The sequence below is a fragment of the Bacillus sp. FSL R5-0431 genome (assembly GCF_038002985.1).
In the GTDB taxonomy this organism is placed as follows: domain Bacteria; phylum Bacillota; class Bacilli; order Bacillales; family Bacillaceae; genus Bacillus.
This window is the reverse complement of the sequence record NZ_JBBOOG010000001.1, coordinates 3,090,882-3,105,800: the sequence shown is the minus strand read 5'-3', so window position 1 is coordinate 3,105,800 and position 14,919 is coordinate 3,090,882. Positions and strand designations below refer to the sequence as shown.

The 14,919-nt window shown below is 44.0% G+C and carries 18 protein-coding genes; 15 read left to right on the top strand and 3 right to left on the bottom strand.

Features of this window, described 5'->3' with window-relative positions; translation table 11 throughout:
* Positions 1-11: 11 nt before the first annotated feature.
* Positions 12-737: a glucosamine-6-phosphate deaminase gene (gene nagB / locus MKZ03_RS16095; protein ID WP_340973871.1), complete on the bottom strand. Its 726-nt coding sequence runs from the start codon at positions 735-737 to the stop codon at positions 12-14.
* A complete protein-coding gene (gene nagA / locus MKZ03_RS16090) occupies positions 737-1,927 on the bottom strand; it encodes an N-acetylglucosamine-6-phosphate deacetylase (protein WP_341032415.1) in 1,191 nt (396 codons plus the stop codon). Before nagA ends, nagB begins: the two co-directional genes overlap by 1 nt.
* A 177-nt stretch (positions 1,928-2,104) precedes the next feature.
* Between nagA and hprK the strand changes: the two genes are divergently transcribed.
* From hprK to MKZ03_RS16055, 7 genes are all read left to right on the top strand, one after another.
* Complete coding sequence (gene hprK, locus MKZ03_RS16085; protein ID WP_003212943.1) at positions 2,105-3,037, top strand: HPr(Ser) kinase/phosphatase; 933 nt, start codon at positions 2,105-2,107, stop codon at positions 3,035-3,037.
* 11 nt (positions 3,038-3,048) lie between these two features.
* Positions 3,049-3,873, top strand: coding sequence for a prolipoprotein diacylglyceryl transferase (gene lgt / locus MKZ03_RS16080; protein ID WP_095285749.1), 825 nt, complete (start codon positions 3,049-3,051; stop codon positions 3,871-3,873).
* A 19-nt stretch (positions 3,874-3,892) separates the two neighbouring features.
* Positions 3,893-4,837 carry a nucleoside recognition domain-containing protein gene (locus MKZ03_RS16075; protein ID WP_341032412.1) on the top strand — a complete coding sequence of 315 codons (945 nt, stop codon included), beginning with the start codon at positions 3,893-3,895 and terminating at the stop codon, positions 4,835-4,837.
* Positions 4,834-5,484 carry a pyrophosphatase PpaX gene (gene ppaX / locus MKZ03_RS16070; RefSeq protein WP_307500303.1) on the top strand — a complete coding sequence of 217 codons (651 nt, stop codon included), beginning with the start codon at positions 4,834-4,836 and terminating at the stop codon, positions 5,482-5,484. Before MKZ03_RS16075 ends, ppaX begins: the two co-directional genes overlap by 4 nt.
* 1 nt (position 5,485) lies before the next feature.
* Positions 5,486-6,004, top strand: coding sequence for an acyltransferase (locus tag MKZ03_RS16065; protein ID WP_060597361.1), 519 nt, complete (start codon positions 5,486-5,488; stop codon positions 6,002-6,004).
* 69 nt (positions 6,005-6,073) lie between these two features.
* Positions 6,074-6,502: an Rrf2 family transcriptional regulator gene (locus MKZ03_RS16060; RefSeq protein ID WP_003213266.1), complete on the top strand. Its 429-nt coding sequence runs from the start codon at positions 6,074-6,076 to the stop codon at positions 6,500-6,502.
* 86 nt (positions 6,503-6,588) lie between these two features.
* Positions 6,589-7,230: an NAD(P)-dependent oxidoreductase gene (locus MKZ03_RS16055; protein WP_307500302.1), complete on the top strand. Its 642-nt coding sequence runs from the start codon at positions 6,589-6,591 to the stop codon at positions 7,228-7,230.
* 223 nt (positions 7,231-7,453) lie between these two features.
* Here MKZ03_RS16055 and MKZ03_RS16050 read toward each other — a convergent pair whose 3' ends face one another.
* Positions 7,454-8,248: a C39 family peptidase gene (locus MKZ03_RS16050; protein ID WP_034660087.1), complete on the bottom strand. Its 795-nt coding sequence runs from the start codon at positions 8,246-8,248 to the stop codon at positions 7,454-7,456.
* A gap of 233 nt (positions 8,249-8,481) precedes the next feature.
* Between MKZ03_RS16050 and MKZ03_RS16045 the strand changes: the two genes are divergently transcribed.
* Genes MKZ03_RS16045 through hisIE form a run of 8 tightly spaced genes read left to right on the top strand, consistent with a single transcriptional unit; the run spans position 8,482 to position 14,911 of the window.
* Positions 8,482-9,657: an ATP phosphoribosyltransferase regulatory subunit gene (locus MKZ03_RS16045; RefSeq protein ID WP_341032410.1), complete on the top strand. Its 1,176-nt coding sequence runs from the start codon at positions 8,482-8,484 to the stop codon at positions 9,655-9,657.
* The gene (hisG, locus tag MKZ03_RS16040; protein ID WP_003213329.1) at positions 9,650-10,291 is read left to right on the top strand and encodes an ATP phosphoribosyltransferase; all 642 of its coding nucleotides are present in this window, start codon (positions 9,650-9,652) and stop codon (positions 10,289-10,291) included. The genes MKZ03_RS16045 and hisG overlap by 8 nt, the downstream gene beginning before the upstream one ends.
* Positions 10,288-11,577 carry a histidinol dehydrogenase gene (gene hisD / locus MKZ03_RS16035; protein WP_341032408.1) on the top strand — a complete coding sequence of 430 codons (1,290 nt, stop codon included), beginning with the start codon at positions 10,288-10,290 and terminating at the stop codon, positions 11,575-11,577. The genes hisG and hisD overlap by 4 nt, the downstream gene beginning before the upstream one ends.
* A complete protein-coding gene (gene hisB, locus MKZ03_RS16030; RefSeq protein ID WP_034660084.1) occupies positions 11,574-12,158 on the top strand; it encodes an imidazoleglycerol-phosphate dehydratase HisB in 585 nt (194 codons plus the stop codon). Before hisD ends, hisB begins: the two co-directional genes overlap by 4 nt.
* On the top strand, positions 12,158-12,796 hold the full coding sequence (hisH, locus tag MKZ03_RS16025; RefSeq protein ID WP_034660083.1) for an imidazole glycerol phosphate synthase subunit HisH: 639 nt from the start codon (positions 12,158-12,160) through the stop codon (positions 12,794-12,796). The genes hisB and hisH overlap by 1 nt, the downstream gene beginning before the upstream one ends.
* Entirely contained in the window at positions 12,793-13,530 is a 738-nt protein-coding gene (hisA, locus tag MKZ03_RS16020; RefSeq protein WP_106030536.1) for a 1-(5-phosphoribosyl)-5-[(5-phosphoribosylamino)methylideneamino]imidazole-4-carboxamide isomerase, read from the top strand. The genes hisH and hisA overlap by 4 nt, the downstream gene beginning before the upstream one ends.
* Positions 13,527-14,285 (top strand): imidazole glycerol phosphate synthase subunit HisF, encoded by a 759-nt coding sequence (gene hisF / locus MKZ03_RS16015; RefSeq protein ID WP_060597354.1) that lies wholly within the window; start codon positions 13,527-13,529, stop codon positions 14,283-14,285. Before hisA ends, hisF begins: the two co-directional genes overlap by 4 nt.
* A complete protein-coding gene (gene hisIE, locus MKZ03_RS16010; protein ID WP_341032405.1) occupies positions 14,282-14,911 on the top strand; it encodes a bifunctional phosphoribosyl-AMP cyclohydrolase/phosphoribosyl-ATP diphosphatase HisIE in 630 nt (209 codons plus the stop codon). The genes hisF and hisIE overlap by 4 nt, the downstream gene beginning before the upstream one ends.
* Positions 14,912-14,919 lie beyond the last annotated feature (8 nt).

The following is a 14,919-nucleotide window of genomic DNA, read 5'->3' as shown; positions in this document are numbered from 1 at the left end:
CGTGTTTAGCTTTAGCGTAGTGAACCAGCTTCTCGATCAATCAAAATCGTCACATCTTCATGAAGTTTCAGAGCAGATGCTGGGAAGTCTGGATGTATCTCAGTCTGTTCTAAATATTGTATCACTTTCGCTTTTGATTTTCCTGATGCAAGAAGGAGAATCTTTTTACTTGAAAGAATGCTCGCAATACCCATGGTGATGGCATATGTAGGCACTTCATCAATAGAAGAAAAGTATCTTGCATTGGCCTCCCGGGTGTTTTCATCTAGTTGCACGACATGAGTCTTTGAGTTAAATGGGGTACCGGGCTCGTTAAAACCGATATGTCCATTTTGACCGATTCCAAGAAGCTGAAGGTCGATGCCGCCTATATCTTGAATGAGCTGATCATATCTTAAGCATTCTTTTTCTAAATCAGGTGCAGCGCCATTTGGAAGGAAATACTGATCCTGAGGGAGATCAATATGATCAAATAAATGACGTTTCATGTAGGTCATATAACTATTTTCATGATCTGGATCAAGTCCTGCATATTCATCTAAATTGACTGTTTTTGTTTGTTTGAAAGACAATTGGTGTGCTTGATGAAGGTGAATTAACTCTTGATATGTATCAAGAGGTGTACCGCCCGTTGCTAGGCCAAGTACTGCATCTGGTTTAGAAGCGATTGTGCGTGCGATAAGGGCTGCTGCTTCTTTTCCTAATTGTTCTTTATCTTCAAATTCGATGATCTTCATTAGTGGTTGGCCTCCTTTTTCTCAAAGACGATTTGTCCACGGCAGATTGTCATCATTAGTTCGCCAGATTGATCCCAAATCACAAGGTCTGCTTGTTTTCCAACTTCGATCGAACCGAGCTGCTGATCAAGTCCTAGCTGAATGGCTGCATTGGTTGAGGTCATCTTCGCAATCTCTGTCCATTCACAATGTGTAATCTGTTTCATCCGTTTGACGCCATCTTTCATTCTCAGAATCGATCCTGCAAGTGTACCATCTGAGAGTAATGCTTTTTCGCCGCTGACTGTGACTGTTTGACCGCCAAATTCGTACGTCCCATTCCCGAGTCCTTTTGCGCGCATCGAATCTGTAATCATGATCGAACGATCACTTCCTTTTGCTAAATATGCAAGCTTAATGGAAAGTGGATGGGAGTGTATCCCATCCGTAATCAGCTCGGTATGAAGATTCTCGTTCGTAAGAGCAGCCCCCACAGCATTTGGTTCACGATGCTGAAACGAACTCAGTGCATTATAAAGATGCGTGACATGGCGTGCACCATGCTTTGCTGCTAATTCAATCATGTCATGATGGGCATTCGTATGTCCAATAGAAGGAATGATGTTTTTTTCTTGCAACAGAGAAAGAAAAGCAAAGTCAGGGTCTTCCTCAGGTGCAAACGTGACAATTCGAATAAGCTGTTGAGAAGCATCCAGCCATTTTTCAAAAAGAGGGAGATCGGGCTGCTTTATCCATTGAACAGGCTGTGCCCCTGCTTTATCTTTAGAAATAAAAGGACCTTCAAGATGGATACCTAAACATTGTGCCTGAACTCCTGCTTGTTCTTCATTATAATGTTTCCACTGAGAGACATTTTTAAGTGCTTGCTCTATCTCATGATGGTTTTGAGTGATGGTTGTTGCTAAAAAACTTGTCGTTCCTTCTGATGGTAAGTTGTTAGCGAGTGTATTCATGGCTTCTGATGTCGCATCCATCATGTCTGCTCCATATCCGCCATGGATGTGAATATCAATCATTCCGGGAAGTAAATAAAAGTTTTCCCGGGAAATATATACTTTTTCATAATTTCCTGTCGGTGGTGATGTTGAAATATAGTCAATCTTGCCGTCGCGTAAACCGACAAAACCGTTTGCAATCATTTCAGTCTTTGTCACAATATGAATATTGGAGAGCAATAAAGAGCTGCTCATGATTGTGCCCCCTTTAGTCATTGTCTTTGACTTAGTTTACCCTTTTTAAGTATAGTTGTCTATACCAGTGAAGTAGATGAAACAGGATCAGGATAAAATACTGTTTTGGGATCATCATTGAAAGTGATAAAATAGAGCTGTATTTCTGAATCGCCTGTGATAAAAGGAGGAAGAAGCGTGCCGAAAGTTCGTACGAAGGACATAATGGAACAATTTCATCTTGAACTGGTAAGTGGGGAAGAAGGGATTAATCGTCCCATTACAATCAGTGATCTTTCCAGACCAGGTATTGAAATGGCTGGTTATTTTACATATTACCCAAAAGAAAGAGTTCAACTTTTAGGGAAAACAGAGCTTTCTTTTTTTGAACAACTCCCAGAACGCGAACGAAAGCAGAGAATGATGTCTCTTTGTACAGATATTACCCCTGCAATTATTTTGTCACGAGATCGTGAAGTGCCGAAGGAATTAATTGAAGCTTCAAATGAAAATGGCGTCCCTGTGTTACGATCAAGCCTAAAAACGACAAGACTTTCGAGTCGGTTGACCAACTTTTTAGAAAGTAAGCTTGCACCAACGACCGCCATTCATGGCGTGCTCGTAGATGTATATGGTGTAGGTGTATTGTTAATTGGAAAAAGCGGAGTAGGAAAAAGTGAAACAGCCTTAGAACTAGTGAAGAGGGGACACAGGCTGGTCGCAGACGATTGTGTGGAAATCCGTCAAGAGGATCAGGATACGTTAGTTGGAAGCGCACCAGAGCTGATTGAACATCTTTTAGAAATCCGCGGGCTAGGCATCATTAATGTGATGACCTTATTTGGAGCCGGTGCTGTCAGAAGCTATAAGAGAATTACGATTGTAATGAACCTTGAGCTTTGGGAACAAGGCAAACAGTACGATCGTTTAGGACTTGAAGAAGAAAAAATGCGAATCATCGATACAGATGTACCGAAGCTGACCATCCCTGTCCGGCCAGGAAGAAACTTAGCGGTCATCATTGAGGTGGCTGCGATGAACTTCAGGTTAAAACGCATGGGACATAATGCGGCGGAACAATTTACAAGTAAACTTGCCGATGTTATTGAAGACAATGGCCAGGATGAATAGGAGTTGTCTATATGAACGAAGCGATTCAGCCAATTGATCCGATTGCTTTTCAGCTCGGACCTCTTTCGGTTCATTGGTATGGTGTGATCATTGGGGTCGGAGCCTTGCTGGGACTCTGGCTTGCACTGAGAGAATGTGAGAAGAGAGGAATCAATAAAGATACGTTTATTGACTTAATCTTATTTGCCATTCCAATAGCCATTATTAGTGCACGAATTTATTATGTATCCTTCGAATGGGATTACTATCAGCAGCATCCAAATGAAATCATTAAGATTTGGAATGGCGGAATTGCTATTCACGGCGGGCTGATAGGTGCTGTGCTGACAGCGATCGTCTTTACAAAAGTGAAAAAGGTATCCTTTTGGAAAATAGCCGATGTAGCAGCACCTAGTATTTTACTAGGGCAGGCGATTGGTCGCTGGGGGAACTTTATTAATCAGGAAGCGCATGGTGAGGCGGTTTCAAGAGCCTTTTTAGAGAATTTGCATCTGCCAGAGTTTATCATTAATCAAATGTATATTGATGGGACGTATTATCACCCAACGTTCTTATACGAATCATTATGGAATCTTGCCGGTGTTGTGATCTTGATTTTATTACGCAGAACATCGCTGCGCAGAGGCGAAATCTTCTTGTCTTATTTAATCTGGTATTCAATCGGTCGTTTCTTCATTGAAGGGATGAGAACGGACAGCTTGATGCTGACAGAACATCTACGAATCGCTCAAATGATTTCGATTGCCATTTTTGCAGTGGCTGTTCTGCTGATGATCTTTAGAAGAATGAAAGGATACGCATCGATTCCTTATAAAGAGAACAACTCATCGAATTAAGCAGGGGGGATCAGAAGAGATGGGAGAGACATGGAAAAGCGGCTTAAAAGCAGGGCTATCGACAACTTGGACACTTGGAAAAGTCATCTTTCCGGTTACCATTCTCGTCAGTATCTTGCAGCATACGCCTGTTATGAATTGGATCATACAATTCATACGGCCATTTATGGGGTTGTTTGGTCTTTCAGGAGAAGCGGCCATTCCGCTTGTATTAGGAAATGTGCTGAACTTGTATGCGGGCATAGCCGCCATTCTGACACTAGATCTTCCTGTGAAGGAAGTGTTCATTTTGGCCGTGATGCTGTCCTTTTGCCATAACCTGATCATCGAATCGACAGTGGCAGCAAAGGTTGGACTCAGAGTGTCTGTCATTTTGCTGGTCAGAATCAGCCTTGCTGTTATTTCGGCTATTGTCATTCATCTCGTGTGGCAGGGAGGCCAGGAGCCGGCACAATATGGACTGCTGACGGCAGCTCAGACGGCTGATGTGCCTTCCAGCTGGTACATGATTGTCCTTCTCGCTTTACAAAAAGCCGTACTCGGTGTGGTCCAGCTTGCCTGTATCGTCATCCCTCTCATGATCATCATTCAATTCATGAGAGATTTAGGATGGCTCCATACGCTGTCTAAGTGGCTGTCTCCATTTACGAGAATGCTTGGAATGAAAGAAAATACGTCGATGACAATGGTAGCTGGATTAACCATCGGTCTGGCATACGGAGCCGGCGTGATGATGAAGGCAGTGGAAGAGGACGGCGTGAGTAAAAAGGATTTAACCCTTGCTTTCATTTTTCTTGTTGCCTGCCATGCAGTGGTCGAAGATACGCTGATATTTATTCCACTTGGGATTCCTGTGTGGCCGCTTCTTGTCATCCGTCTGATATCTGCTATTTTATTAACAGCTGCCATTAGCTATATTTGGCGGAAGCGGGAGCTTGCAGCTGTTAGAAAGGAAGCCATATGAACGAATCAATTATTAACACCGTGCTATTTGATTTAGATGGCACATTAATCAATACGAATGAATTAATTATTGCTTCATTTCAACATACGCTTGATCATTATTATCCTGGTCAGTACAGCCGTGAAGAGATCCTTCATTTCATTGGTCCATCATTGTTTGATACATTCTCTGCGATGGACCCTGAGCTAACGGATGACATGATTCAGATGTACCGAACGTTTAATCATGAACAGCATGATCTGCTTGTGACTGAATATGAGACTGTTTTAGACACATTAAAAGAGCTGCAGGATCGAGGATTTAAACTTGGGATAGTCACAACAAAGATACGTGATACGGTTTTAATGGGTTTGAAGCTGACAGGTTTAGAGCCATTCTTTGAGGTGATCGTGACGCTCGATGATGTCCAAAATGAGAAGCCGCATCCAGAACCTGTCCAGCTAGCATTATCCAAGCTTGGCAGTGATCCGCATGAAGCGGTGATGGTCGGCGATAATTATCACGATATTTTGTCTGGTCAAGCGGCAGGGACAAAAACAGCAGGTGTTGCTTGGACGATTAAGGGAGAAGAGGCCCTTTTAAAGCATCGCCCTGATTTCATGCTGAAGAAAATGAGTGATCTCCTGGCGATTGTTGGAGCTGATTGAGTTGAGAAAAACAGATCGTTATCCTGTAAAAGGGGTCAATTCGTTACGACAAGTCTATCGGACGGTTCCCTTTTTCAAAGTGGTGAAAAACTTTATTTTCATTCAAATAGCACGGTACACGCCTTTTATGGGAATGAAAAATTGGATATACCGAACCTTTCTTCGTATGAAGGTCGGCGAGGATACAGCGTTTGCCTTAATGGTCATGGTGGATCTCATGTTTCCTGAGAAAATCACGGTCGGTCGAAATAGTGTGATTGGCTATAACACGACCATCTTGTCCCATGAGTATTTGATTAAAGAATACAGACTTGGGGAAGTCTATATTGGTGATGAAGTCTTAATTGGAGCCAATTCAACCATTTTACCTGGTGTGACCATTGGGGATGGGGCGATCGTATCAGCTGGTACACTTGTTCATAAGGATGTTCCAGCAGGCTCATTTGTTGGAGGAAATCCAATGCGTATGATTTATACGAAAGAAGAAATGAAAGCACGTCAATCTACGTCTGCTGAGTAGCTCGGCAGACTTTTTTGTTGACAATATGTTGTGGTGTAACTATAATGATTACAACAGAGGTGAGAAAACATGAAAATCAGCAGCAGATTCACTGTCGCTGTCCATATTCTGGCCTTGCTATCACTTGAAAAAGGATCATTACAGACATCGGAGGATATCGCGGGAAGTGTGAATACAAACCCAGTGGTCATCCGCCGCATTATGAGTAAATTAAAAAAAGCAGGCCTAATCTCAACGAGTCTTGGCAAAGGTGGTTCTCAGTTGAACCGCAGTGAAGACGACATCACGCTGCTTGATGTGTATAAAGCGGTTGAAGTGGTGGATGAGGGAGAGTTGTTTCAAATCCATGAAAGCCCAAATCCTGACTGTCCGATCGGTGCAAATATTCAGGCTGTGCTTGAGTTAATCTTGTGCCGCGCTCAAAGTGCGATGGAGCAAGTGCTTGCTGAGATCAAATTAAGTGAACTAACGCAGGTGTTAATCAAAAAAATTGGATGATTATTCAATTTTTTTTACCTCTATTGTAACCGAATTGGTTACACCTTTTGTTTATCAAATAAAATCATTTTACAGGAGGAATTCATATGAAAATCGGTATTATTGGCGCTACAGGTAAAGCAGGACAGGAAATTTTAAAAGAGGCTCAATCACGAGGACATGAAGTGACAGCTATCGTTCGAGATGCACAAAAGGTGACAGATTCATCCGTAGCTGTTATCGAGAAGGATGTGTTTCATTTACAAGCAGAAGACATCAAAGGCTTTGATGTCATCGTCAATGCATTTGGTGCACCTGCTGGACAAGAGCACCTTCACGTAGAGGCTGGGAAAAAGCTTATTGATATTTTGAAAGAGGTACCCGATACGCGTTTAATCGTTGTGGGCGGAGCAGGCAGTCTATTTGTTGATGAAGCCCTAACAACAAGACTTGTTGATACACCAGAATTTCCAAAGGAGTATGTGGCGACTGCTTCACAGCAAGGTGAAAACCTAAAAGATCTTCAACAGACCGAAGGATTAAAATGGACTTTCCTCAGTCCTGCTGCATTTTTTGACCCAGCAGGTAAACGCACAGGTTCTTATGTGAAAGGGAAAGACCAATTGATTCTCAATTCTAAAGGTGACAGCTATGTGAGCTATGCCGACTACGCCATTGCCCTTGTCGATGAAATGGAGCAGGCTGCCCATGTTGGAGAACGTTTTACCGTTGTATCTGAAGCAGAATAAGTCGTTTCACTGCCGCTAAAAACGATGAGTGAGAAGTCTAACGATCAAGGATTATCTCTCATTTTTACTAAAAAAAGGTTGAATACTTCATTGTAGGCGGAGGAGTAATGACAGCTGCAAAGCTTGAAGACCGCCTGAAGGAAATACTAGAAAGATCATCATGAAAAAACATCCTCTATACGGCTAGAGGATGTTTTTTCATGTTTTCAATGAGAAAGGTGTTCTACGCTTTAATGATAATCGCCTGCCGGCCCATCTGTTCCCAAGAATCCTCAAACTGATCGCGATCGACTTTTTGATTCTTTTCACCGTATGGGTTATTTAGGTAGACATGTTCCTTGTCATAGCCCGTGATGACCACGCTATGCATATTAAAGCTCACATCTATTTTGCCATTTGGTGTATTCCATGTTTCGATGTTATCTATTTTGTCGAAGGTGGATGTGGTAATCACCCAAACAGGATACCCTTTTTCAAGTGATTGATAGATGGCTTTTTTGACAGGTTTTCCGCTTAAGTCGACGACTTGAGCGCCCGCATATTTTTTCGCAAGCTGATAAATAGGTTCATGGTAAACACCAAGACCTGGTCCATTCTCCATATCGCCTACAAACCCGTCATGCGGGTCTCCTTTTAAGCCATTTTCATAATTGAGCGGAACACGTTTGATTTCATTTGCCAATGCGTCTTTCGTCACTTGCTCATAGCCGCTGTAATGAAGAAGCATCGCTAAGCTTGTGACTTCGCATCCATTATAAAGCTTTGGGGCATCCATTTGATTGTAGAGGATGACGTCCATGGCTTTTTTACTTCCTTTTAAAGAAGAATATGTGTTGTCTGTTTTTTTCGTTGATCGTGTTTCTTCAGCTGCGAGTGCCGTATCGTTTTCTTTTTCTTTGGCTGCTTCGTGTGGTGAAGCTGCCTTCTTGACTTGGTCGATTTGTGTCACGTATATAAAGCCGAAATAAACAAGGCATGCGCACAACAAAGTTAAGATTAATGTCTGGATGAACTTCACTGTAATCTCCTGTGTTATTCAATATTTTTAAGTATTATAGCACGTTCTTTTATCAAACATGCAGAAAAGGGACAGGTGTCACTTGAATGTAATAATTCCACAAATTTTTCATGAAAATAGAGAGAAAATAAAAATGATTGATTTAATTACTTTATTTTGTTAGCATATTATCATATTAGCGAACTAAAGGATTCGGAATTTTTTGTTTTAATGTGTTGGAGGTGCAGAAGAGCATGTTTATGTTTGAGAAACCATATGGTATGCGGGATTCATTACCAGGATTGTATGAGACGAAGAAAAAAGTGAGACATTCATTGACAGAGGTCATGAATGGCTGGGGTTACCGTTTGATGGAGACACCAACGCTTGAATTTTACGATACAGTCGGTGTTCAATCGGCGATTACAGATACACAGCTCTTTAAGCTTTTAGATCAGAACGGGCAAACCCTTGTACTCAGACCTGATATGACGGGACCTATTGCGAGAGTGGCGGCTTCAAAGCTTCATCAACAGGCGTATCCGCTTCGCGTTGGGTATGCGGCCAATGTGTTCCGGGCGCAGGAAAGAGAAGGCGGAAGGCCATCAGAATTTGAGCAGGTCGGAATTGAGTTGATTGGTGACGGGTCGATTAGTGCAGATGCTGAAGTGATTGCGCTTGTCGTATTTGCATTAAAAAATGCCGGGCTAAAGTCCTTCAAAATCGCGATCGGGCATGTCGCTTTAGCAGAGACGTTATTTGTAGATGTATTGGGAAATACAGAGCGTGCAAACGTCCTCCGCCGATTCTTATATGAAAAGAATTATGTAGGATACCGCCAGCATGTGAAGCAATTGCCACTCTCCTCCATCGATAAAACGAGGCTGTTACAGCTTTTAGAGTTAAGAGGCGGCCAGGAAGTCACAGAGCGGGCAGAGGAAATCGTCGTTTCACAAGAGGGAAAAGAGGTGCTCACACAGTTAAAATCGCTTTGGGAGACACTTGAAGATTACGGCTGTACAGAATATATCCGTTTAGATTTAAGCATGGTGAGTCATATGAGCTACTACACGGGCATTTTGTTTGAAGTATTTGCAGATCATGTTGGGTCAGTCATCGGAAGTGGCGGCAGATATGACCAATTGCTGGCTCATTTTGATGCACCTGCACCAGCTACAGGATTCGGACTTCGATTAGACCGTCTGCTTGAAGCGCTTGATGCAAAAGAAATCAATGAGCCGCAGGAGGCAGTGATTTTTAGTAAAGAACAACGGCTGGAGGCTTTTGCTTTTGCAGAAAAGGAGCGGTCAAAAGGGAAAAAGATCGTCCTGCAAGACTTAGCAGGGATTGAAAATATTGACGCGATGACCAAGGCATTTGAGCAGGTGGCTTATTATATCGGCGCTAGAAAGGGAGAGTCAAATGGGTAAAGTGTTGACGATGGCGATGCCAAAGGGCCGGATATTTGAAGAAGCAGCTGGGCTGTTGAGACAGGCGGGATATCAGCTGCCAGAGGAATTCGAGGATTCAAGAAAGTTAATCATTGATGTACCGGAAGAAAACCTCCGCTTTATTTTAGCGAAGCCAATGGATGTGACGACTTATGTAGAGCACGGTGTAGCAGATGTTGGCATTGCAGGGAAGGATGTCATGCTCGAAGAAGCTCGTGATGTGTACGAAGTGCTCGATTTAAACATCAGCAAATGCCATTTAGCGGTTGCCGGATTACCGGGAGCCAGCTGGGGCGGTGTCGCGCCGCGTGTGGCAACAAAGTACCCAAATGTCGCATCTTCTTATTTTAGAGAACAAGGGGAGCAGGTGGAGATCATTAAGCTGAATGGTTCCATTGAATTAGCACCGCTCATCGGACTCGCCGATCGTATTGTTGACATTGTCTCTACAGGTCAAACACTCAAGGAAAATGGACTTGTTGAAACGGAGCATATTTGTGATATTACGTCACGGTTTATTGTCAATCCTGTGAGCTATCGAATGAAGGATGCGGTGATCGATGAAATGGCGCAGCGCCTTGCAAGAATCATTGAAGGGGAGGAAACATCATGAACATCACCTATATACAAGAAGGTGAGACAGAGACACTCTCACTCAAGCGGACTTTAGATACAGGTACGGAAGAGCAGCGCCTGGCTGTTCAGCGGATTATACAAGAAGTGAGGCTAAATGGTGATCAAGCGGTACAATCTTTTACAAAGCAATTTGATGGAGTGCTGCTTGAAGATCCGCTTGTCACAGAGGAGGAAATGACAAAAGCCTCCGAACGCATGGACCCAGCCATGATTCAGGTGATCCAAACGGCTATCCGTCATATTCGCACATACCATGAGCGTCAGCTGACATCCTCTTGGTTTTATCACCAGCTGGATGGCTCGATGCTTGGACAAAAGGTGACACCGCTCGATGCAGTCGGTGTGTATGTCCCCGGCGGAACAGCTGCTTATCCATCATCTGTTTTAATGAATGTGATTCCGGCGCTTGTCGCTGGTGTTGAACGAATTGTCCTTGTCACACCTCCAGGGAAAGATGGCCATCTCTCAGACGCTGTACTGGCTGCTGCAAAGGAGCTCGGTATTTCTGAGATGTATAAAATGGGCGGTGCGCAGGCGATTGCGGCACTTGCCTATGGAACAGAAAGCATCCAGTCTGTTGATAAAATCACAGGTCCAGGCAACATATATGTAGCCCTGGCAAAGCGGGAAGTATTTGGCCAGGTAGACATTGATATGATTGCCGGTCCAAGTGAAATTGCGGTTCTAGCAGACGATACGGCATCGGCACATGAGGTAGCGGCTGATTTACTTTCGCAGGCAGAACATGATGCGCTGGCATCTAGTGTTTTGGTGACACCGTCTAAGACACTTGCTGAAAACGTGCAGGCTGAGGTGCAAGCGCAGCTGGACACCTTGCCAAGAAAATCAATTGCAGCTCAATCCATACAAGATTATGGCCGTATATACGTGACAGAATCTATGGATCGTGCAGTAGACGTCGTCAACCAGTTAGCGCCAGAGCATTTAGAAGTGCTGACAGCATATCCAGAATCACTTCTTGGTCAAATCAAGCATGCAGGGGCGATTTTTTTAGGGCGTTATAGCCCTGAGCCGGTGGGAGATTATTTTGCAGGACCAAATCACGTGCTGCCAACCAACGGAACGGCTAGATTCTCCAGCCCGCTTGGTGTGACTGATTTTCAAAAGAAAACGAGCATTATTTCATATAGTCAAGAAGCCTTTGAGACACACAGGGATAGCATTGCGGCTTTTGCCAGATTAGAAGGGCTCGAAGCGCATGCAAGGTCGATTGAATCGAGAAAGCGGGAGGAATCGTCATGAGACAGGCGGAAACAGCGAGACAAACAAATGAAACGAATATTTCGTTAGCGTTAGAGATTGATGGGGAAGGAAAAGCAGATATTCAAACAGATGTCCCTTTTATGACACACATGCTTGATTTATTTACGAAGCATGGACACTTTAATTTGACCGTCGATGCGAAAGGAGATACGGATGTTGATGATCACCACACAACAGAAGATATCGGCATCGTGCTTGGGCAAATGTTTAAGGAAGCGTTAGGTGATAAAAAGGGAATTAAGCGGTATGGCTCCAGCTTTGTTCCGATGGATGAAACGCTTGCCCAGGTCGTGGTCGACTTAAGCAATCGCCCTCATTTGGAAATGAGAGCGGCCTTTCCAAGTCAAAAGGTCGGTACCTTTGATACAGAGCTCGTGCATGAGTTTCTTTGGAAGTTTGCGCTAGAAGCTCGTATAAATCTTCATGTGATTGTTCACTACGGAACCAATACGCACCATATGATTGAAGCCATTTTTAAAGCGATGGCACGTGCCCTAGATGAGGCAACAACCATTGATCCACGTGTGAAAGGGATTCCTTCGACAAAGGGGATGCTCTAATGATCGGAGTCATTGATTACGGAATGGGAAATTTGTTCAGCGTATCAAAAGCACTGGAACGAGCAGGTGCCAGTTATATCGTCTCCTCTGATGTGGAGGAGCTCAAAAAGGCAGATGCTTATATTTTGCCTGGGGTCGGTTCGTTTCGTGATGCGATGCAGCTGTTAAAACAGACAGGACTTGAAGAGTTTATCCACCAAGTTGTGCAGGAAGGAAAGCTGCTATTTGGTATTTGTCTCGGGATGCAGCTGTTATTTGAAGAAAGTGAAGAGGCAGGACGTACGAAAGGTTTGGGGCTGTTAAAAGGGCGTGTCGTTCTTTTAAAGGATCGCGACCAGGATGGGCAAAGGCTGAAGGTGCCTCATATGGGGTGGAATGAGCTCACATTTCATCAGCCCTCCCCATTGTTTGATGGTGTACCGGAAGGATTTGCGTACTTTGTTCACTCTTATTATGTAAGTGATATGAATCCAAAAGAGCAATTAGCAAGTGCGGATTATGGCGTTCAAGTACCAGCAGTTGTCGGCAAGGGGAATGTGCTTGGCGCACAGTTTCACCCTGAAAAAAGCAGTACAACGGGAATGGCGCTGCTCAAACAATTTATTCAATTAGCAAACGAACAGAGGGTGAACAAATGAGTGAATTTACATTGTATCCAGCGATTGATATGAGAAATGGCAAATGTGTACGGCTTGTGCAAGGAGATTATGATCAAGAAACCATTTATGGAGATTCGCCGCTTGATATGGCTGCGCGGTTTGCAAATGAAGGAGCAAAGTGGATTCATCTCGTTGACCTAGATGGTGCGAAAGCAGGGAATCGCGTCAATCATGAGCATGTACTGGCGATTGCTTCATCCTTAGATGTGAATGTACAAATTGGCGGCGGCATTCGGACAGAAGAAGACGTTGCCTTTTATATAAACAATGGTGTAGCTAGAGTCATCCTTGGCAGCTCCGCTGTTTCTAATCCCGCCTTTGTGAAAAAAATGCTTGCGCAATATGGGGAGAAAATAGCGATTGGGATCGATGCGCGAAATGGCTTTGTATCGACTGAGGGGTGGCTTGAAACGTCGAAAGTGAAGGCGGAGGAACTCGGCAAAGAATTGGCAAAGGAAGGCGCGGAGGTCTTTATTTTCACGGATATTCAAATGGATGGCATGCTGTCTGGACCCAATGTGGAAAGTACAGTTCGCTTAGCGGAAGCTACCGGCAAACAAGTCATTGCTTCAGGTGGTGTAAGCGCGCTAGCTGATCTTCAAAAGCTGTCAGCACAAAAACAGTCAGGTGTTTCTGGTGCGATCATTGGAAAGGCCCTTTACACGAAGCGGTTTACTTTAGCTGAAGCAATTGAAGGGCTTGACCGCGTATGATGACAAAACGAATCATCCCATGTCTCGATGTGAAGGAAGGGCGTGTGGTCAAAGGGGTGCAATTCCTCGGCTTAAAGGATGCTGGTGATCCGGTAGAATTAGCGCAGATGTATGATGAGGAAGGTGCGGATGAACTTGTCTTTCTTGATATTTCTGCCTCTCATGAAGGCCGGAAAACGATGGTGGATGTGGTCAAGCAAGTGGCGTCCACTCTTGCCATCCCTTTTACGGTAGGCGGCGGAATTAACCACCTTGATGACATGAAGCGCATATTAAGAGCGGGTGCAGACAAAGTATCTGTGAACACAGCGGCAGTTTTAAGACCAGAACTGATTTCAGAAGGCGCCGATTTCTTTGGTTCCCAGTGCATCGTCGTCGCAATAGATGCAAAGTACGATGAAGAGAAAAAAGAGTACATGGTCTACACACACGGAGGGCGCCGTCAAACGGATATAGAGGTCAGCGATTGGGCAAAAGAAGCCGTGCTGAGGGGAGCAGGAGAGATTTTACTGACAAGTATGGATGCCGACGGTGAGAAAACAGGCTTTGATCATCGATTAACAAAGCTTGTGTCAGAAGCCGTCACCGTGCCTGTCATTGCCTCGGGAGGCGCTGGCAATGCCCAGCATATGCTGGAGGCATTTACAAAAGGAGAAGCTGATGCAGCATTAGCAGCCTCCATTTTCCATTATAAAGAGACTTCAATTCAAGAGGTAAAGACATACTTGAGAGAACACGGGGTGAAGGTCAGATGAAACAGGCAAACGAATTATCCTTTAATGAGGCAGGCCTGATACCTGCGATTGTACAGGATGCTCAAAGTAAGGAAGTATTGACATTGGCGTATATGAATCAAGAATCCTATGAAAAAACACTGGAGACAGGGGAAACATGGTTTTACAGCCGGTCGAGAAACGAGCTTTGGCACAAGGGCGCCACATCTGGATATACTCAGCGAGTCACATCCATTCGATATGACTGTGACAAAGATGCTCTGCTTGTTCTTGTCACACCAAGTGGCCCAGCCTGCCATACTGGCAGCTATAGCTGCTTTTCGGAAGAAGGCGTGAAGCTTCAAACGGAAGAGCAGGATCGTTTTGCGTTTTTAAATGAACTTGAACAGGTGATTGCAAAACGTCAGACAGAAATGCCAGAAGGCGCTTATACAACCTATCTATTTGAAAAAGGGGTCGATAAAATCCTAAAAAAGGTAGGGGAAGAAGCGTCAGAGGTCATCATTGCAGCGAAAAACCGGGATCAAGAAGAATTGAAATGGGAAACAGCCGATCTCCTGTATCATCTGCTTGTGTTGTTACGTGAACAGCAATTGCCGCTTGATGAGGTATTAAAAGTATTAAAAAAGCGTCATCAAGGTGAGTGAAAAGCCGG